Below are 19952 nucleotides of genomic sequence, written 5' to 3'. Positions count from 1 at the left end.
CGGGAATCCTTTCCCAACGCCGATGTTTACCGGCCGCTCTTTCGCATGCAGCAGTTCTTGAACTTTTTGCCGCTGCCGCAGGTGCAGGGGTCGTTGCGGCCCACGTGCTCGCCGCGATTGCGGATCGGCTCGATCTTGGCCGGCGAGTCCGAATTATCGATGGCCGTCTCTTGATCGCTGGTCATGGTCGCGGTGCTGGGGCCCGGCGAATCGTGCGTGGCCTGGCTCTCGGTCCAGGTCGAGCCGACAAAACCTTCGTCCAGCTCTTCCATGCGGAAGATCATGTCCGTGACCCGCTCGCCCATCGTGTTCCACATCTGCTCGAAGGTGCGCATGCCTTCGCGTTTGTATTCGACCTTCGGGTCGACCTGAGCATAGCCACGCAGACTGACGCTGGAGCGCAGATGGTCCATGGCTAGCAGGTGGTCCTTCCACATCGTGTCCAGTACGTACAGGACGACGTCGCGTTCCAGCCGGCGAATCTCGGGGCGGTAGCGGTCTTCGACCGCCACGTTCAGTTTCTTCTCCAGCTCTTCGCGATCCAACTCGGCGATCGCCTCGGGCGTGATCTCATATTCCATCCGCTCGCGCAGCCAGGCCGTCAGCGAGCTCATGGCCCCGTTGCCGCCGGTCGCCATGCGAACCGTGGTGTGCGAATCGGTCCCCTCGCCGAAGATCTTGCCGACTTGCTGATGCGCCTCGGCCAGCGTCTGATCCGCTTGCACGAGTGCCTTTTTGCTGTACTCGACCAGCATCTGCTGTACTTCTTCGCGCTGCATGTTGCGCAGGTCGTCGACGTCCAGTTCAATCTGGAAACGCTGCCGGGCCCAGGCCACGAGCTGATCACGGTCGTATCGCTTTTGCCCTTGAGCATCGCGGGCCGTGAAGTGCGACAAGGCCGCGCGGACCGGAAATTCGGCCTCTTTCACGTCGTAAGCCGATCTGGCACGCTCGCGCACCATTTCCGTAAACGGCTTGGCGTCGAGCGACTTCATTTCCTCAGGATCGAGTGGGATACCGAACTTGAACTGCACCCAGCCACAGGCCGAGCGAATGCCGAAGCCGTCTTCCAGCACGCGCGAGTATTGCGATAGATCGGTGGCGTCGATGGCTTCGCGCGCCTTGATTACCAGCATCTCGTCCAATCCCTTGCGGCCGACCTTCTTCAGATCGCGATCGCGCAGGTTCAGCTTCCAGCGTGTGTTGGCGAACTTGGCCAACGCCTCCCAATTCCATTCTGTTTCATCGGCCTCCTCGGGCAGGTTCTCCTCGATCGCGTCCAGGATCTGCCCTTCGGCCATGCGGGCCGCTTCTTCCTTGGCACGGGTGTCGGCCGCTTGGAAATCGAGCCCGCGGAAATCGCGCGGTTCGAGCTCGATGCCCAACTCTCCGCCGGCCGCCTTCGCAAAGGTCGATGCGCCGTAATCCTTATCGAGAAAATCGGCGAGATACGTATCGATCTGCCGATCGATCATATCCAGAATCTTCGGCTTGCAATTGTCGCCGTCCAGAATCGCTTGCCGAAAGCCGTAGACTCGCTTCCGCTGCTCGTCCATCACTTCGTCATACTCGAGCAGGTTCTTGCGAATGTCGAAGTTGCGCTCTTCGACTTTCTTCTGCGCGCCCTCGATTCGGCGGCTGACCATCTTGCTCTCGATCGCCTCGCCGTCCTGCATGCCCAGGCGGGTAAGCATGTTCTTTACCCACTCGCCGGCGAAGATGCGCATCAAGTCGTCTTCGAGCGACAGGAAGAAGCGGCTGCTGCCCGGATCGCCTTGGCGTCCGCAACGGCCGCGCAACTGCAGGTCGATACGGCGTGCCTCGTGGCGCTCGGTGCCGACGATGTGCAGGCCGCCGAGCGTTTTCACCTCGGCGCCCTCGATTTTCATCTTCTCGCGCTGCTCGATCTCGTGGACCAGCTTGTTCCATTCCTCCTGAGGGACGTCGAGCCGGGTTTCGTACTTGCTTTGCAGCAAGGCCCAGGCCATGGTCTCGGGATTGCCACCCAGGATGATGTCCGTACCGCGGCCGGCCATGTTCGTGGCGATTGTGACGGCGCCTTTGCGGCCAGCCTGCGACACGATCTCGGCCTCGCGCTCGTGATGCTTGGCGTTCAGCACTTCGTGCTTGACACCGCGCCGATTGAGCATGGTGCTCAGTTTCTCGCTTTTCTCGATCGACACCGTACCGACCAGGATAGGCCGCCCGCGCCGATGCACGGTGATAATGTCACTCTTGGGCACCTTGATGCGCTCGCGGCGCTCTTTGGTTTCGATCTCGATATGATCGTCCTGCTCTTTCGTGATCGTGCCTTCCTTGTGGGTACGATCCTTCATTTCCAGGACGTCCAACTTGTGAAGGCGCTCGATCTCTTCGACGATCGCTTCGTACTTTTCGCGCTCGGTGCGGTAGATTACGTCGGGGAAGTTCGCTCGCAGCATCCCCTTGTTCGTGGGGATGGCGATCACGTCCAGCTTGTAGATCTTCCAAAATTCCGACGCCTCGGTCATGGCTGTGCCGGTCATGCCCGAGATTTTGTTGTACAGCTTGAAGAAGTTTTGCAGCGTAATCGTGGCGTAGGTTTGCGTCTCTTCTTTGACCCGTACGCCCTCCTTCGCCTCGACCGCCTGATGCAGGCCGTCGCTCCATTGACGCCCGGGCATCAAACGCCCGGTGAACTCGTCGACGATGATGACCTCGTCCCCTTGAACGACGTAATTCACGTCGCGCTTGTACAAGTAGTGCGCCTTGAGCGAATTGTCGATCAGGTGCGGCCAGTCCATGTTGCCGGCCGTGTAGAACGTCTCGACCCCGGCCAGCTTTTCCGCCTCACGGACGCCGTCGTCAGTCAAATAGGCCGAGTGCTCCTTCTCCTTCACCTCGAAGTGCGTGTCCTTCTTCAACTGCCGCGCGATCTTGTCGGCCCGCGCGTAACGGGCTACGTCGTCGTGTGCCGGGCCCGAGATGATCAGCGGCGTCCGCGCTTCGTCGATCAGAATGTTGTCGACCTCGTCGATGATCGCGTAGTGCAGCTTTCGCTGGCATTGCTGCCGGCCGCGCGGATAGCGGTTATCGCCGAAGGCGGCCGGCTTCATATTGTCGCGCAGGTAGTCGAAGCCGAACTCGTTATTGGTGCCGTAAGTGATGTCGCACTCGTATGACCGTTGCCGCAACTCCGGATCCATGTCCGGGTAAATGGCCCCGACCGTGAGCCCGAGGTTGATGTACAGCGGGCCCATCCATTCCATGTCGCGGCGGGCCAGGTACGGGTTCACGGTAACGACGTGGACACTTTTCCCCTCGATCGCGTTCAGATACGCGGGCAGTGTCGCCACCAGGGTTTTGCCCTCGCCGGTCACCATTTCGGCAATGGCCCCCGAGTGCAGCACCATGCCGCCGAAGAGCTGGACGTCGTAATGGCGCATATTCAGCCAGCGGCGTCCGGCCTCGCGGCAGACGGCAAAGGCCTCGACCAGCAGATCGTCGAGCGTTTCGCCAGCGGTCAGGCGGCGGCGGAACTCGGCGGTCTGATTCCGCAGGTCGGCGTCGGTCATCGCCTGGTACTTCGGTTCCAGGGCGTTGATGGCGTCGACTTTCGGCTGTAACCGCTTGATAAATCGAGCGTTGGACGACCCGAACAACGACGTCAGCGAGCGCTCGAACGAGCGTCCCAGACCGCCGAAGACGAGGCCGATGATTTCCCAGATTCTTTCGAGGACTTGCATAGGTATGATCCGGCGCGAATGATCCCTGCCAGGCGCTTCCATACGCACCAGCGGCGACGGGGGTGCGGGGAGCGATCCGCCACACGGGTGAGAAACTGCGCAAAGTTTTCCAGCGCAGAAGTTTATAGCTTTGGCTAGCGAGGGTCAAGAACGGTTGTTCAGTGGTCAAATGGCTGCCTTTGAAGGCAGCGAGCCCTAGCCGTTTCGGGGCAAGAAGTTCCGATTCCTAACCGCCGTCGGCACTGATCGGCGCTAGGAGTGGGGATAGTGGACCGCCACCCAAGTTGTCTGCTGGTTGGGATCCGTCCATTCGACGCGATGCCGTTTGTGTGCCGGAATCTGCACATGGTCGCCTGGTCGCATCTCGACGACCTCGTTGTCGAACCTAAGTCGCGCCGCCCCCTGCACTAACAGCACCCATTCCTCGGTGTCCTGGTCGTACCAAAAGCCTTCCGGCGAAGCGTGCCCCTGCGAGACGATTCGCTCGACGCGGACGCCTGGGGATTGGAGCACGATTTCGATGAGTTCAACGGGCAGAGGGGAGGGGATCCCGGTGAAGAGATTGTTGGGAGCCATTTGTAGGTAAGTGGGAAAGCTTGAGGACGACCGGTGCGGTCTTAGAGTTCGTGCCTGCGACGGTTCTCGCCCTCAGCTCCAGCGGAACAGCCGCAGCGCCAGCACGAACGAGATGCCGCCCCAGGCCGCTAGTGCCAGGACGTTCGCTCCTTGCGAGGCGAGCGATGCTCCTTCCAGCATTACGCCCCGCGTGGCGTCGATCAACTGCGTTAGCGGCAGGGCGTGAATAAACGGCTGCGCCATCTTCGGAAAGCGCTCGGGCGAGAAGAAAATGCCCGACAGCATCCACATCGGCAGCATCACCAGGTTCATCAACCCACTCACGGCTTCCACCGTCTTCGCCCGGCTGGCGACCAATAGCCCAATGCCCGCGAAGCTGAAAGCCCCTAGTACGATCAGCACTAACAGCGACAGTATGCTTCCCTGGTTGCGTACGCCGAAGGCAATTCTTGCGAATACCAACAGCACCAGCACCTCGGGGATCATGAACAGCAATCGGCTGAGCATGATGCCGGCCAGGAATTCGCTCTTGCGCATCGGCGTGGCCAATAATCGCTTTAGCAGCTTGCGAATACGCATGTCGACCGTGACGAATCCCACGCCCCACATGCCGCCCCCCATTAAGCTCATCCCTAGAAGGCCGGGGACGAGGAAGTCGATATATCGTCCGCCGGGGTCGGTCATTTCGCGGTCACCCGTCGGCATCGGATCACTTCGGCCGGCGGCACGTTGCAAGGCATCGTCCACGGCGCTGCGCGCTAGCGAACTTTCGGGTCGGCCGGGATCGAACCAATAGTCGTAGCGTGGCTCGGACGATTCGTCGGTGATCACGACCAGGTCGGTCTTTCCCAACCGCAACCGTACGCGGCAGGCCTCGAGCGTGTCGCGCCGCACCTGAAAGCGCTCGTTCTTTGCGAGTCCCGCTTCCGCGGCTTCGGCCCGCGGACCTTCGACGATATCGACTACGATCGGTCGCTCGGGCTGATTGCGAAAAGCGATGCCCAAGGCCACGATCATCAACAGCGGAAAGCCGTAGACCCAGAAGACGGCCTCTGGCTCGCGATAAAACTCGCGCAACCGTGAGAGCACAATCTGAGCTAACGGTCGGCGCAACCAAGGGCGAGCCTGGGCGGTCGCGGTTTGCTTCATCACGATGCGTCGTCCTCGTTGATATGTCGACCCGCCAAATGCACGAACACATCTTCCAAGCTGGCATGCCGTGTGGTCAGATTCGAGAGCGCCAAGCCGCGCTCTGTCAGATGCGCCAGCAGAGCCGGTAGCGCCAGGTGCGGTTCGCTGACTGACAGGCAGTAATGGCTGGTCTCGCGCCGCGCGGTGCTTACGGTCGGCAGGCCAAGGAACGACTCGGGGTCGATCAGCGTCTGGTCATCACCGGCGAGTTCGAACTCGACGACGTGCTCGCCTCCCAGGCTGGCGATCAGTTCGCGCGGCGTGCCGAGCGCGATCACCTGCCCGGCGTTGACGATCGCCACGCGGTTGCAGAGCCGTTCGGCCTCGTCCATGTAGTGCGTGGTCAATAACACGGTGCGTCCCTGCCGACCGAAGTCGCGGATGATCTCCCACAGTTGGCGGCGCGATTGCGGGTCGAGTCCTGTCGTCGGCTCGTCAAGAAACAATAGATCGGGATCGCCGACCAGCGCACAGGCCACGGCCAACCGCTGCTTCTGCCCGCCCGAGAGCTTAGAGACCCACGTGGAGCTCTTTTCCTCGAGCGAGACTTCGCGCATCGCGGCGTCGGGCTCGATTCCCTGATCGTAAAAGCTGCGAAATAGTTCCAGCGTTTCACGCACGGACAGTTTTTCGGCCAGTTTGGTCTCTTGCAGCGAGATGCCGATCCGCTGTTTGATGGCCTGGTCGTCGCGCCCCCAACGCATCCCCAGAATCTCGACCTCGCCGCTCGTGGCGGTAAGCAGCCCCTCCAGGATCTCGATGGTTGTCGTCTTGCCAGCGCCGTTGGGACCAAGCAGGCCAAAACATTCGCCGACCTCGACGGATAGATCCAACCCGCGCACAGCATCGACCGGCGGCCGACCGTCGTACCGCTTGCGCAAATCACTGGCCCGAATAGCAAGCGGCATAATGTATTGCAAATATCCTGGTGAACTTGAGCGCCCGCACTCTTCTCGTGAGACCTGCGGACGAGGATTGAAGAGTCCCGTAACTTACGGATTCGCTGCAAACCGTAGAATCTTACCTGCCCTCTGGCCGCGGGATGGCACGCGGACATCGTCGCTTTCGCGAATTACTGCGCGCAACCTATTTCTTGACCTGCTCGGCCTGCCGTAGCGCCCGCACCAGATTCTCACCGAGGACCTTGCGAATCGCGTCCGGTTTGTAGCCGCGGTTCAGCAACTCCTGCGTGATGTAAGGGTACGTCGAGACATCCTCCAACTGCGCCGGCAGCTTGGTCACGCCATCATAGTCTGATCCCAAGCCCACGTGGTCGATGCCGGCCACCTTGACGATGTGATCGATATGGTCCACCAGCGTGTGGACGCTTCCGGGGGAAAGTTTTTGCTGCTCGGCCGTCGAGCGAAAGATGGCGTTCGCGCCCCCTTCGTCTTTCTCGGCCGGATCCTTCTGGCGCCGGGCGATACGTTCGGCCACCGTGCGGGCGCCGAGCTCGGCCCGCTCGGGCACGATGAATCCCGAAAAGAAATTCACCATGATCACGCCCCCATTCTTCGGCAGCCCACGTAGGACATCGTCCGGCACATTGCGCGGGTGTCCGGCCACGGCAAAGGCGGATGAATGCGAAGCAATCACCGGAGCCCGGCTGACGCGCAGCACGTCGCGCATTGCATCGGCGGAAATATGCGAAATATCGACCAACATTCCCAGGTCGTTCATCGTCGTGACGACTTCTTCGCCGAAAGGGCTGAGCCCTTCCGAGCGTGGCACATCCGTGGCCGAGTCGACCCAATCGAGCGAGTCGCTATGGGCCAGCGTCATGTAACGGGCACCCAAGTCGTAGAGCCTACGCAGCGAAGCGATCGAATTGTCGATCGCGTGCCCTCCTTCGACGCCGATCAACGAGGCGATTTTGCCGGACTTGTGAATGCGCACGATGTCGTCGGCCGTTAGCGCCAGTTCCAGGTCGTCGGGATACCGGTCGATCATCCGCCGAATCAAGTCGATCTGCTCGAGCGTGACCTTGGCTGATTCCCCGGTGCGCATCGTCTCGACCGGGGCGTAGGCCGACCAGAACTGCGCCCCGACGCCCCCTTTTTTCAATCGCGGCAGATCGGTGTCGAGCGTCGGTTGCGGCTGCGCGATATCGAACTTCGTAAAGCCCGATTCCCCCTTGGTGCGCAACTGCCAAGGCAAGTCATTGTGCCCATCGACGACGAGCGCACTGCGGTGCAACTCGCGGGCGGCGTCGGTCAATACAACGGCTGGTCGAGCATCGGCGGCCTTGTCCGTCTGTGTGGCATCTTCTACAGCCAGCGCTAAGGGGAGCGACATCATTCCTATCAACGCGACGATAGCAACAATGATTTTGCAGTTCATCGATTACCACGATGGCAGAAGTTCAATTCGGGCTCGCCCGCCTGATAACGAAGATCGTCGGGCTCACGGCCTGAATCGTGGGGAGACGCTTGCGCCACGGCGGCGCGTCGCCCAATTCTCGGCGGAAGTCGGCGCCCCGACAAGCGTCACCTCGCAGCATACCGCAACTTGGCCGATACCAATAAAAAACCCCACGGCTGTGACCCGTGGGGTTTCGAAGGCACTCATATATCGGACACTTTCGCCAGCCCTTGCCGTATCGTGGCCTGCCTTGACCATGACGGCTGGACGAACACCGCAACTAAATCATCTTTACTTCGAACGGCTGCGACGCAGGCGATGAACCAGCAGTCCGCACACGCCCAAGCCTGCCAGCACAACGCTCGACGGTTCGGGGATGCCGGGGGTGAAGCTGCCGCGGATGTCGCCGACATACAAGCCAGTTGCACCCTGCAGTGCGTTCACGACCACAAAGTCCAGCGTGTTTACTCCGGCGACGAAGTTCGCCGAGCTGGGAATCGAGAAGCTGGTCAAGCTGCCAGGGCCCGACAGGTTCGTCGTGCCATTGACATATTGGCCGTTCAACAGAATCAGGCCAATCGTGTTGACCGCCCAGTCGCCGACGATCGACTCAGCGGTCGGCGCCAGTCCGAGATCGAACTTGATTTCATAAATGTACGTGCCAGCCGAATTGCCCGTCGGAGGCGAATCGCCACCCTGCAGCGGATTCGGCGCGATCCATTGGGCGGACGCCGTGTTCGCAACCCAGGTTCCCGGAGGGTTACCGACGACATGTGCATCGGGGATCGGGAAGTTCGCGTCATCGCTGGCCGACAGCGAGTAGTGCGGATCGACGGCGCCGGCCGCCAATGCGTTGCCCGAGCCATCGACGCCCGTGGTGAACAAGGGGATCGTGGCCGCTTCGACATGGGCGGCAAAACCGAAAGCCAAGGTCAGCGCGAGGGCCACCATGCCCAACGACAGCGCTCTTTCGCAACGAATTTTTTTCAAAGAGAATTTCACAGGAGTGCCTTTCACTAGATGAAAACCGAACTCAGATAGAACCAGTTGTTCGCAAGAGGAAACTGGGTCGGTGTTCACTAGCACTCCTGAGATCGTTGCCGCTGGCGGCTGGAGGTTTCGTGGCGTTGTTTTGAAAACGTTTAAAGCAATTTCGAGCGACGTATCGTCACTCGCGGTGCGCTTACGGAACTTGGAAGCCGGTGTCGACGATCAAAAGCTTTCGAAGCTTTGGCCGGTCTTCGGACCGCGTTACCGTGGCGAAATCGCCGAGCGGTACGCAGAAACGAGAAGACCCACGGGAATCCCTACAGCCAATTGAAAACCGATCGATTGACAGAGCCGCTGACGGAAAATCAGTAACTCGAACCGGCTTCCACTAGCTATCCCATGGGCCAAATAAAAGAATCCTGCAAATGCCCGTGGCACCTGCAACGTTTCGTCAGTCTATGATTCGAGGCCGATTGCGTCAACGAAAAAACAACGGAAATCGGTAATACCGGGAGGGAGCAGGCATTTCACCCCAAGGTTCATGGCGGTAACCGATTTAGAGATAGTGGTTTACGGTGGCAGCGAGGCTGTCGAAAAATAGCGATTCCCGAGTTGCGATTCTGCGCAAGCCTCGCTCGGATCCGGACGAGATCGGGATTGGACCAGAAGCCGCTTTCCGTCCTCCGCCCGATCGCTTCCGGACGCGGGTTTTTCCACAATTTGTCTCGTCCGTTCGTGACCCGGCTGCGTGTAATAGAGGGAAACGCATCCGATCACGCCTGACTTCGGCACCCGAGCAATGAACCAAGTGGCCGCCGCCACCGACCACGAGCTGATGGATCGCTCACGGCAGGGGGACCCCGCCGCGTTTGCGACCTTGATCGAGCGGTGGCAGGGGCCGGTCAGCCGACTGGTTTCGCAATTGCTGGGTCCGCAGGCCGATGTCGAGGATCTGTGCCAGGAGGTTTTTGTCCGCGTGCTGCGGGCACGTGACCGGTACCAGCCCAGCCACGCGTTCTCCACTTGGATGTATCGCATTGCCTTGAATGTGGCGCGCGACAGCCGCCGCCGACAACAGCATCGTCCGTCGGTGGTGGCGATGTCGCAGGACGTTCCGTCGTCGGCACCACCAGCGGCCGAATCGATGGCCCGCGACGAGACGGCTGACACCGTGGCCCGAGCGCTGGCCGAATTGCCCGAATCGTTGCGTGAAGTCCTGGTGCTCAAGCACTTCGGCCGGATGTCCTCCAGCGAAATCGCGGTGGCCACCAATCTGCCGCTGGGCACGGTGAAATCGCGCCTGCAAGCGGCCCTGAAGAAACTGCGCGGCGAATTGCGACGCCGCGGACTAACTGACTTGGAATAACACGATGAGTTGCCAAAGCATTTCGGACCTGTTGCCACTATTGATCTATGACGAGCTGGACGTTGGCGAAGCCGCCGCCTGCCGGCAGCATCTGGCCGAGTGCGCGGACTGCCGCGCGGAACTCGCGTCGCTTGAGCGCACCCGTGATCTGCTCGATCAGGCTCCGGTGCGTCAGTCACAGCTCGACCTGGCCGCGGTTTGCCTGCGCGTGGCGGCACGCGAACGTCACAGCCGCTCAGTGCGGCGCGTTGGTGTTAGCGTTGCGGCGATCGCGGCCGTCTTGTTGTTGGCAATGTCGCTGCGGTTTTTCAACATCACGCTCGAACCGGGCCGGCTGGTGGTCGCATGGACAAAGCCACCCGTACGGTTTGTGCCCGCCCCCGACACCTTGCCGGTGGACGTGGCTCCCGCGTCCTTGGCCGACAACGATGCGCCTGGCGAGGAGCGCGGCAACCGTGCAAGTCGCGATGCCGATATCGACGCCTACTTAAGTGGCGAGACGTATTCCATGGTCGCGAGCGCCGGTCTGCCCCGCCCACTTTCGGCCGCCCAGGCGAAAGCGCTGCGGTACGCCCACCCGGCGAGCAAGTCGTCCGGCCTTACACCGCCGGAAAAGACGTATCAGGACCTTCGTCGCGAGTATTTGGAAACCCCTGTCGATGGCAGCGTGCCGCGTGGCTAGTCGCTCACACCAATCACGCGGCCGCTGCCGCGGGGCCGGAGCAGAGAAGAATAGCGAGAACTTTGGACTTAGGTGTTGCGCTGGCTTGTTCAACCGTGATTCCCCATGGCCGTTGACAACCATGGAAGCAATAACCTGCTACCCAACGAGGTCATCGTGAAGATTCAAAGACACCATTCGGGCGTCAGACGGCACGCGAACATCGGGCGCTTGTTGGCGCTCGTTGCCATCACTGCGTCGGCTTCAACAGTGGCGAGGGCCGAGGATCAGCCGCCGGCACCGATCGTCAAGTTTGATGTTATGGCGATGGGCGAGCCTTCGCCGGCACTGCGGTACCGCTTGCTCCCGCCGTTTCAAGATTTGACGCCGGGCAACGCCGCGATTGTCTACACGAAGATCGCCATTGAATTCGGCTCCGGGCAGTCCAACGCGGCTTATGAGGAATACAACAAGGTTGCCGACTGGATGGACCTGCCGGCCGATCAGTTGCCACGTGCCGAAGTCGAAGAAGTGCTCCGCATGCACCAACGGCGCCTGGCCGAAGCCGATCGTGCCGCGCGGATGGAATCGTGCGATTGGCAATTGCCGGTGCGCGGTGACGAACCGTGGGCGGTATTGCTTCCTGAAGCTCAAGGAATGCGACAGGTTGCCCGACTGCTCGTGCTGCGCATCCGTCTGGAAATCCTCGACGGTAAGCACGACGCTGCCATCCACTCGCTGCAGACCGGTTTCGCCATGGCTCGGCATGTCGCTGAACAGCCTACGCTGGTCAGCGGATTAGTGGGAATGGCGATCGCCAACCTCATGATGAGCGAGGTGGCCGAATTTATACGATCACCGGCCGCCCCCAATCTTTACTGGGCCTTAACCACATTGCCGCAGCCGCTCGTCTCGCTGCGCCTGGGCATGGAACAAGAGCAATGCTGGATCGATTTTGCCTTTCCCAAGCTGCGAGATTTCGACACAGCGCAATACTCCGCCGACGAGTGGCGTGAGCAACTCGTGCATGTGGCGGCGGTCAGCAAAAATCTGCTCGACGACCATCCGGAGCAGAGCGTTTGGCCCCCAGAGGTGCTGGCAACGGCGATCGCCCTGCGAGCTTACCCGCGCGCGAAGAGCTTGATGATTGTCGCCGGCCATCCGGCCGAAGAGGTCGAGAAGTTGCCTATCGCGCAGGTCGTCCTGTGGGGAATGATGACGGATTATCGGAGCGTGCGCGATGACGTTTTCAAATGGTATTACGTGTCGCAGTGGGAGCGACCGGCCGCGCAGGGGACGACCGACCTGTTGAAGTCGGCCGAGAAAGGATTCGAAGGGTACCCCTTCGTGTGGCTCATCGGGGCGGCGCAATCAGCAGCGTGGGCCGAGGTGCGCATCGAGCGCATGGTGGCGGCCCACACAGCGGTCGAGGCGCTCCGCATTCACGCCTCGAAGCATGGCCACAAGCTGCCCGCCGCGTTGAAAAATGTCAAAGAAGTGCCGGTTCCTCACGACCCGTCGACCGGACAGCCCTTCGCTTATTCATTGTCGGGCACTACGGGCAAGCTCACCAGCGAGGCGTTCAACGGTAAAAGTCCGGAACATTTTGGTCTGCATTACGAAATCAAGATCATCCCCTTCCGCGCGTCGAGCCCTAAATAAGGAGCATTCCATGCGACGTTTTCTCTATCCCCTTTGCGCTTTGGCCCTGGCAGTCACAGGGCTTGGCTCTCCCGCGCTTGCGGTCGCCGCCAAGACCGAAGTCGCGCGCCTGGTGGAAACGCTGTGGGGGCACACCGACGAAAGGACGTTGATCGTCGTACACGTTGATCTTACTGAATTGCAGCCCGCCGAAGGTATGAAGCAGGTGGCCGGATTGTTGCAATTAGCCCCAGACGGAGACTTATGGAACGCGCAACAAGAAAAGTTCGTCGAGCTCGCGACGCGATATGCTCGCGACGGAGCACGCGACCTGTTTTTCATCGTCAGTATCGACCAACTGCCGGGATTGGACGGATTCGTGACTTATGGTCCCCTTAATCTCAAGGGGAGTGACTCAGCGGCGCCACGTCAAAGGAGTGATGTGCGCGGCGAGGATGATTACGTCTTGATCGGTCCGCCGCTTGTTAGCCGAAGTGGTCTCGACCTCCTCAACGCTGAGCGCCCCGATCTTTCGGCCCCCTTTGCATCCATCGAAGGGCGGACGGTGCAGATCCTGCTGATTCCCTCGGCTCAAACTCGACGCATCATCGAAGAGATCATGCCTGTCCTTCCGGCTGAACTTGGCGGCGCAGCCAGCCGCGTGCTGACGCAGGGGATGCAGTGGGCCGCGTTAGGAATCGATCTCGCTCCGAAGAAGCTCGATGCCCGGCTGGTGGTTCAATCCGCCAATGCCGAGGCGGCCCAGGCGTTCGAAGTCAGTCTCGTGCAGATTTTGAAAGCGATCAGCCAGTTTGGAGCCGTACAACAAGCGATGCCCAAATTCGGAGGCCTTGTCGAGCAATTCAAACCGACCGTTGCGGGGGATCGCCTCACATTTAAAATGGGAAGTCTCACCGCGCTAGCGGCACTAATGGCGCCGCCGGTGGATGCGGCCCGGCTGCAAGCAGGCAGATCGCGTTCGATGAACAACCTCAAGCAGATCATGCTGGGGATGTTCAACTATCTGGACGCGGCAAAGCCTCAGTCCTTTCCGCCGCGCGCCACTTACACGGCCGACGGCAAGCCGCTATTGAGCTGGCGCGTGCATATCTTACCGTACCTGGATCAAGCCAAGCTTTACAAGGAATTCCACCTCGACGAGCCGTGGGACAGTGAGCACAACCGCAAACTGATCGAACGTATGCCCGAGACGCTGCGCAGCCCGCTATCGTCCGCCCCGGCTGGTCGCACGACGTACATGGTTCCGGTGGTCGAGAAGGGGGTCTTCGCCGGTAAAGAGACGTTGCAGCTGAAGGAAATCACCGATGGAACTAGCAATACGGTTGCCGTGGTCGAAGCTGATGACGATCACGCCGTGATCTGGACCAAGCCCGACGATATTGAAATCGATCTGACCGATCCGATGCGTGGGCTGGTCAACCCGGCGCTACACGGTTTCTACGTCGCGGTTTGCGACGGTAGTGTGCGTTTGGTCTCGGACAAAACAGACGTGAAGAACCTGGGCCGACTCTTTAAGGCCAACGACGGTGAAGTGCTCGAACCGCTACCGTAGCGAGGCGCGAGACGTCGCGTGCGGCGCCCGCCGTTGTGCATGTCGGCGGTGCGTCGTGCGCGATCTTCCTTTGTAGCCGGGGTCTGCGGCCCCGGAGCGGTAGAGCGGCGGTTAGGAGCAAAGCAGAAGACCGGCCTCGCAGAGGCCAGCTACAGTATGCAACATAGTTTGCGATTCATCCTTCGCCCGTGTCGGCGAAATCACGGCCGCCCCGGGCCGCGGCGACGATCATCACCAGCCCTACGGCCATCAGCCCCGTGGCGGCCCAGTAGGGAAAGTCGCGGCTTCGTGCGAACAGGCTGACGCCGAACACCGGCCCCATGATGCGGGCCAACGACGTCATGCTTTGACCCAGTCCGAGGATGCTCCCTTGCTCGCGCGGGTCGGTCCGCCGCGAAAGCAACGATTGCAGCGATGGGTTCACAAAGGCAAAGCCTATGACCTCGAGGGCCATGGCCTCGATGAGCAGCGTAAAGTCGTTACGCTGCGCCGCGAAGGCTAGCAGTACGAAGCCGGCCATGGCCGTTACGGCGCCGCCGGTGGCCATCGCCCCTTCGGACAAGCGTCCCGAGAGCCGGCGCACCAAGAATCCCTGGGCCAGCGTCAGAATGACTCCCAAGTACGTGAACGTTGCCAACACGACAAACAGCGTCAGCTTGTCGGCGTCCCGATAGCCCAGGCTTTTTCCCAAGGCGAGAATTCGCACAAGCGCCGCCGAGCGCACTGGCGCCGATGAAGTCTCGGCCGTGGCGTCTGGCAGTGGTTCGAGCGCATCTTTCATGTGCTCGACGAAACCGCCGTCACGTTCATTCCCCACCAATTGTTTGATTTGCAGCGACAGCGTCGATTCGAAATTCGCGAACGAAAACACCGCTACGAACGAGGCCACGAGCAGCAGGCCGATCGACGGTCTTGAGAGCGCGGCCCGTAATCCGCGCCGATCGAACAGCGTGCGTCCCGCGCTTTCGCTGTCGTGCGTGAGTGATTCCGGCAGGCGAAAGATCGCCAGCAATAGCGCCGCGCCGGATAGGCCCGCGGCCAGAAAGCCGGGCCAGGGGCTCGTGGCCGCTTCGCCTCCGGCCAACAGTGCCGCTCCGCCAAGTACCGGCCCCACAGTGAAGCCGAGCGCGAAGGCCGCACCGATTAGTGCCATTCCTTTGGCACGCTCGTGCCTGCCAGTGCAATCCGCGATGTAGGCCTGCGCGGTCGAGATCGTGGCGCCGGCGATGCCTGCCCCGATGCGCGTGATGAACAACCCTGCCAGGCTGCGCCAGGCCGTAGCCAATCCGAACATCGCATAGAAGAACGTCGAGCCAGCCAGTCCAAGGATCACGACCGGCCGTCGGCCGAAACGATCGCTCAAACGCCCCCAGATCGGCAGAAACAAAAACTGCATCGCCGAAAAGCTGGACATCAGCAGTCCCACGATCAGGCCGGTTTGCTGCTCGCTGAAGCCATGCATCTCGGCGAAGTGTTCGCCATAGATCGGCAACAGCGGCAACACCATGCCGAAACCCAACAGGTCGATAAAGACCGTCAGGAAGATGATCAACAGCGCGGACTTGCGTGGGGGCGCGGACATGGCGTGGATTTTCGAGCGGAGCGGCAGAGCAATAGTTAACGGTGGTAGTGAGCCGGGCGTGTGCAACCTTACCCTAGTCCGGGCCCGCTTAGCAACCGCTGGTCACCCGCGGCGGGTCCTTCTATGATTTTGACATGTCGCCTGCTTCGCCCGAAGATCGCCGCCGCTTGGAATCTCTTCCCGCAGAGCAACTGGCGGCGCACCAGCTTGAGCGGCTGAACGCCTTGCTGGCCGAGATCCTGCCCGCGAACGGCTTCTACGCCGGCAAGGTGGCCAACGTGAAGCTGCCGCTTTCGTCACTCGACGAGCTGGCTGAATTTCCTTTCACGTTCAAGAACGAATTGCTCGGCCCGCCAGGCTCGGGCGGATACGCCGCCAATCTTACCTGGCCGCGCGAGCGCTATGTGCGCTATCACCACACCTCGGGCACGCGCGGCCGGCCACTGGCTGTGCTCGACACGGCCGACGATTGGGCGTGGTGGATGGAATGTTGGCAGTACATCCTCGACGCGGCCGGAGTGACTCACGAGGACGTGGCTTTCTTCGCTTTCTCGTTCGGACCGTTTGTCGGTTTTTGGAGTGCGCACGACGCGACACTGGCGCGGGGCTGCCAGGTAGTTCCAGGCGGAGGCATGAATACGATCGCTCGGTTGGAAATGCTGCGCAGCACGCAAGCCACGGTCGTCTTTTGCACGCCGAGCTATGCCTTGCACCTGGCCGAGGTCGCGCGCGAGCGGCAAATCGACGTCGGCGCTTTTCCGGTCCGCGTGCTGATACTGGCCGGCGAACCAGGAGGATCGATTCCCGCGGTCCGACGTCGGATCGAAGATGCCTGGCAAGCCCACGTCTTCGATCATGCCGGCGCCACTGAAATCGGTCCGTGGGGCTTTGCCGACGAAGCCGCCACGGGACTCTATATCAACGAAACGCAGTTCCTGGCCGAATTCCTATCGCTCGAACATGGCGGTCCAGCGAACGACGGGGAACTGTCGGAGTTGGTGCTCACGACGCTCGGCCGCACCGGCTGTCCCGTGATTCGTTATCGCACCGGCGACCTGGTGTGCCCGACCTGGCCGCACGATCGGCCGATCCGCTTTGTGCTGCTCGACGGCGGCGTGTTAGGACGCGCTGACAACATGATGATCATTCGCGGCGTGAATGTTTTTTCCAGTGCGCTCGACCAGATCATACGCAGCTTTCCGGAAGTGCCCGAGTATCGCGTCACGGCCTTCAAGGTTGCCGAGATGGACCAGTTATCGGTCGAGATCGAAGACCATCTGGACGAGCCGCAACGCGTCGCCGAAGAATTGCAATTACGGCTGGGATTGAAGATCGACGTCCGCACGGTCCCGCTGGGCTCGCTGCCCCGTTTCGAAGGGAAAGGCTCGCGCTTTATCGATCGCCGATGACCACTGCCGCCGATTTATCCACGGCTCATCCGCGCGAAGTTCGCGCCGCCGCACGCGCCGGAAAACTCTTGACGCCGACGGCCGGATTGGCCCGCGGTTATGTGCAGGCAAATCTCGTGATCCTGCCGGCGCGCGATGCGGACGACTTCGCCCAGTTCTGCCGTTTGAACGAGCGCCCCTGTCCGCTGCTGGAGCAGACCGAGATGGGCAATCCCGAACCGGTGCAAAGCGCCCTTGGCGCCGATCTGCGACGCGATGTGCCGCGCTATCGAATCTTTCGTCACGGGCATCATGAACCGGTCGAACCCACTGAGGTGACCTCGCTATGGCGTGATGATTTCGTTGGTTTTCTGCTGGGCTGCTCGTTCACTTTCGAAGCGGCTCTTGAAGCCGCCGGACTGTCGGTGCGCCACATTCACGAGCGGCGCAATGTGCCGATGTATCGCACCGCGATCGCTTGTCAGCCGGCGGGCCGGTTTGCCGGACCGATGGTCGTCAGCATGCGCCCCTATCGCGCCGAGCAAATCGAACAAGTCATCGAGATCACGAGCCGTTACCCGACGATGCACGGTGCCCCGCTGCACGTGGGGGATCCGGCCGCGCTGGGTATCACGGATGTGGCGCGCCCCGATTTCGGCGACGCCGTCACGATTCACGAGGATGAGATTCCCGTCTTTTGGGCGTGCGGTGTTACGCCACAACTGGCGCTGCTGGCCGCCGCGCCCGAGATCGCGATCACGCACAGCCCTGGCCACATGTTCGTCACGGATTGGAAGGAGGAAGCGTTTTGCAAAATGTGAAATCGGAAGGCAAGCTCGCGCCGCTGGATGTGGCCGCTTGCCGTCGTCAATTCCCGGCGCTCGCGCGCGAAATCGCAGGTCAACCGGCTGTGTTTTTCGACGGACCGGCTGGCAGCCAGGTGCCGCAGCGCGTGATCGACGCCATCTCCCGCTACTTGATTGAGTGCAACGCTAATCATGGCGGACTGTTCGCCACGAGCCGGGAAAGCGATGCCCTGCTTACCGCGGCCCGCGAGGCGATGACCGACCTGTTGGGCTCGGGCGATCCATCGCTCGTGGCTTTTGGCGCGAATATGACCACGCTGACATTCGCGCTCAGCCGCGCCCTGGCCCGCACGTGGAAATTGGGAGACGAAATCATCGTTAGCCGGCTGGATCACGACGCCAATGTCACACCTTGGGTGCTCGCCGCGCGCGATGCCGGTGTGATCGTGCGTCATATCGGCGTGCGACGCGACGACTGCACGCTGGACCTTGATGAATTTCGTTCGCTCCTCTCGCCCCGCACGCGCCTGGTGGCCGTAGGCTGTGCGTCGAACGCCGTGGGCACAGTGAATCCGGTGTCCGAGATCGTTGCGCTGGCGCACGAAGCCGGCGCGCTCGTCTTCCTCGATGCCGTTCATTACGCACCGCATCGCTTGATCGAAGTCGATGCCTGGGGTTGCGACTTCCTGGCTTGCTCGGCCTATAAATTCTTTGGCCCGCACGTCGGGGTGCTGTGGGGACGGCGCGAATTGCTTGAATCGCTGCCGGCCTACAAGCTTCGTCCAGCCGGCGACATGCTGCCGGATCGCTGGATGACCGGCACGCAGAGCCACGAAGGGATTGCTGGTGCACTGGCCGCGGTGGAATACCTGGCCGATCTCGGCCGCACCGCCGACCCTACGCGCGCGGCACGACGTGCTGCGCTAACGACCGCCTTCGCGGCGATCACAGAGTACGAAACGCAACTCGCCGCGCGCCTGCTATCCGGACTGGCCGAGCTGCCACGCTTCGAGGTCTGGGGCATCCCCGGCACCGCGCGACTGCACGAGCGTGTTCCGACCGTAGCCATCAAGCATGCCGAACGAACTGCGCACGATGTTGCCGAGCGACTCGCCGAGCAGGGCATCTTTGTCTGGCACGGCAACTTCTACGCCCTGCCGCTGACCGAGACGCTGGGCCTCGAGCCCGAGGGGGTCGTGCGGATTGGCCTGTTGCATTACAACACGGCAGGCGAGGTTGATCGGCTGCTGGCCGCGTTGGCCGAGTTCGGTTGAATGCGAAGGACGAGTTAGAGTTTGGTGTTCGCTTTTTTTCGTTAGATGTTTTTAAGGGGACCCTCGCCTAACCTCTCCCAAAGGGAGAAGGATAAGAAGGGGCGTCTTGCGTAATGCCCGCTGTGTTAGAGGAGCCGCGCACAAACCCCTCTCCCTCCGGGATAGGGCAGGGTGAGGGAGCGTGACTATTAGAGCTTCCTCGCCAAACGGCGATCAGTTTCAAGTCGATTTCGGAAAGCAATCATCGAGTTTCCTATGCCTGTGCATCCCACAAAGCTCTCCTTGCTCGCCGACGGTGCCGTGCGCATCGAGTGGAGTGACGGCGTGACGCGCCGTTATCTGGTCCGGCAACTGCGCGACGAATGCCCGTGTGCGACGTGCCGTGAGAAACGGGCGGCTCCGCCACCGCCGGCGACATCGCTGAATGTTCTCTCGCCGGCCGAGGCCAAGCCTTTGACGTTGGCCAGCATGAAGCCGATGGGGAATTACGCCTATGCGATCCAATTCAGCGACGGCCACGACACGGGCATCTACACGTTCGATCTACTGCGCGAACTCGGCGAAGAGACCGCAGAAGGGAAGTAAATGCAGAGTGACGAATGATGAATCGGGGAAAGTGCGGATCGCGAAGTGTTGTGCCGAATGGCTAGGAGAGGTGGCCACGAAAAACGCGAAATGGCACCAAGAGAAAGTTAGGGAACTGTGCCTAGAGAATTCTCTGTGGCCTCGGTGAACTCTGTGGCAAGAATCTTCTGGCCCGGAAGGGAAAGAGTGGGCCGCTGACAGTCGGCTGGGGCCGTTTAGAAACGGAGAATGCG

Annotated in this window: 15 protein-coding genes; 8 read left to right on the top strand and 7 right to left on the bottom strand. The window is 61.1% G+C overall.

Annotated features, from left to right (window positions below):
* Positions 1 to 26: 26 nt before the first annotated feature.
* From VGN12_28500 to VGN12_28475, 6 genes are all read right to left on the bottom strand, one after another.
* Positions 27 to 3725 carry an SEC-C metal-binding domain-containing protein gene (locus tag VGN12_28500; GenBank protein ID HEY4313425.1) on the bottom strand — a complete coding sequence of 1233 codons (3699 nt, stop codon included), beginning with the start codon at positions 3723 to 3725 and terminating at the stop codon, positions 27 to 29.
* A gap of 252 nt (positions 3726 to 3977) precedes the next feature.
* Complete coding sequence (locus VGN12_28495; GenBank protein HEY4313424.1) at positions 3978 to 4238, bottom strand: cupin domain-containing protein; 261 nt, start codon at positions 4236 to 4238, stop codon at positions 3978 to 3980.
* Positions 4239 to 4373: 135 nt separating this feature from the next.
* Positions 4374 to 5450, bottom strand: a complete 1077-nt coding sequence (locus tag VGN12_28490; GenBank protein ID HEY4313423.1) for an ABC transporter permease — start codon at positions 5448 to 5450, stop codon at positions 4374 to 4376.
* Positions 5450 to 6400, bottom strand: a complete 951-nt coding sequence (locus tag VGN12_28485; protein ID HEY4313422.1) for an ABC transporter ATP-binding protein — start codon at positions 6398 to 6400, stop codon at positions 5450 to 5452. Before VGN12_28485 ends, VGN12_28490 begins: the two co-directional genes overlap by 1 nt.
* 178 nt (positions 6401 to 6578) lie before the next feature.
* On the bottom strand, positions 6579 to 7832 hold the full coding sequence (locus tag VGN12_28480) for a dipeptidase (protein HEY4313421.1): 1254 nt from the start codon (positions 7830 to 7832) through the stop codon (positions 6579 to 6581).
* A gap of 312 nt (positions 7833 to 8144) precedes the next feature.
* The gene (locus tag VGN12_28475) at positions 8145 to 8855 is read right to left on the bottom strand and encodes a PEP-CTERM sorting domain-containing protein (GenBank protein ID HEY4313420.1); all 711 of its coding nucleotides are present in this window, start codon (positions 8853 to 8855) and stop codon (positions 8145 to 8147) included.
* 787 nt (positions 8856 to 9642) lie between these two features.
* On the opposite strand from VGN12_28475, the gene VGN12_28470 reads away from it, so the two are divergent.
* The 4 genes from VGN12_28470 (at position 9643) to VGN12_28455 (ending at position 14084) form a co-directional block, all read left to right on the top strand.
* Complete coding sequence (locus VGN12_28470; protein HEY4313419.1) at positions 9643 to 10209, top strand: sigma-70 family RNA polymerase sigma factor; 567 nt, start codon at positions 9643 to 9645, stop codon at positions 10207 to 10209.
* Positions 10210 to 10213: 4 nt separating this feature from the next.
* Positions 10214 to 10891 (top strand): zf-HC2 domain-containing protein, encoded by a 678-nt coding sequence (locus tag VGN12_28465; GenBank protein HEY4313418.1) that lies wholly within the window; start codon positions 10214 to 10216, stop codon positions 10889 to 10891.
* 105 nt (positions 10892 to 10996) lie between these two features.
* Complete coding sequence (locus VGN12_28460; GenBank protein ID HEY4313417.1) at positions 10997 to 12532, top strand: hypothetical protein; 1536 nt, start codon at positions 10997 to 10999, stop codon at positions 12530 to 12532.
* Between the two features lie 10 nt (positions 12533 to 12542).
* Positions 12543 to 14084, top strand: a complete 1542-nt coding sequence (locus VGN12_28455; protein ID HEY4313416.1) for a DUF1559 domain-containing protein — start codon at positions 12543 to 12545, stop codon at positions 14082 to 14084.
* Between the two features lie 175 nt (positions 14085 to 14259).
* Here the strand turns inward: VGN12_28455 and VGN12_28450 are convergent, their stop codons facing one another.
* Positions 14260 to 15666 carry an MFS transporter gene (locus VGN12_28450; GenBank protein ID HEY4313415.1) on the bottom strand — a complete coding sequence of 469 codons (1407 nt, stop codon included), beginning with the start codon at positions 15664 to 15666 and terminating at the stop codon, positions 14260 to 14262.
* Between the two features lie 134 nt (positions 15667 to 15800).
* On the opposite strand from VGN12_28450, the gene VGN12_28445 reads away from it, so the two are divergent.
* From VGN12_28445 to VGN12_28430, 4 genes are all read left to right on the top strand, one after another.
* Entirely contained in the window at positions 15801 to 17075 is a 1275-nt protein-coding gene (locus VGN12_28445; GenBank protein HEY4313414.1) for an AMP-binding protein, read from the top strand.
* The gene (locus tag VGN12_28440) at positions 17072 to 17875 is read left to right on the top strand and encodes a putative hydro-lyase (GenBank protein HEY4313413.1); all 804 of its coding nucleotides are present in this window, start codon (positions 17072 to 17074) and stop codon (positions 17873 to 17875) included. The genes VGN12_28445 and VGN12_28440 overlap by 4 nt, the downstream gene beginning before the upstream one ends.
* Entirely contained in the window at positions 17872 to 19134 is a 1263-nt protein-coding gene (locus VGN12_28435; GenBank protein ID HEY4313412.1) for a cysteine desulfurase-like protein, read from the top strand. The genes VGN12_28440 and VGN12_28435 overlap by 4 nt, the downstream gene beginning before the upstream one ends.
* A gap of 255 nt (positions 19135 to 19389) precedes the next feature.
* A complete protein-coding gene (locus VGN12_28430) occupies positions 19390 to 19719 on the top strand; it encodes a DUF971 domain-containing protein (protein HEY4313411.1) in 330 nt (109 codons plus the stop codon).
* Positions 19720 to 19952 lie beyond the last annotated feature (233 nt).

Source organism: Pirellulales bacterium (assembly GCA_036499395.1).
In the GTDB taxonomy this organism is placed as follows: Bacteria; Planctomycetota; Planctomycetia; order Pirellulales; family JACPPG01; genus JACPPG01.
Note: the sequence above shows the minus strand (reverse complement) of the source record. Positions and strands in the feature narration are given on the sequence as shown.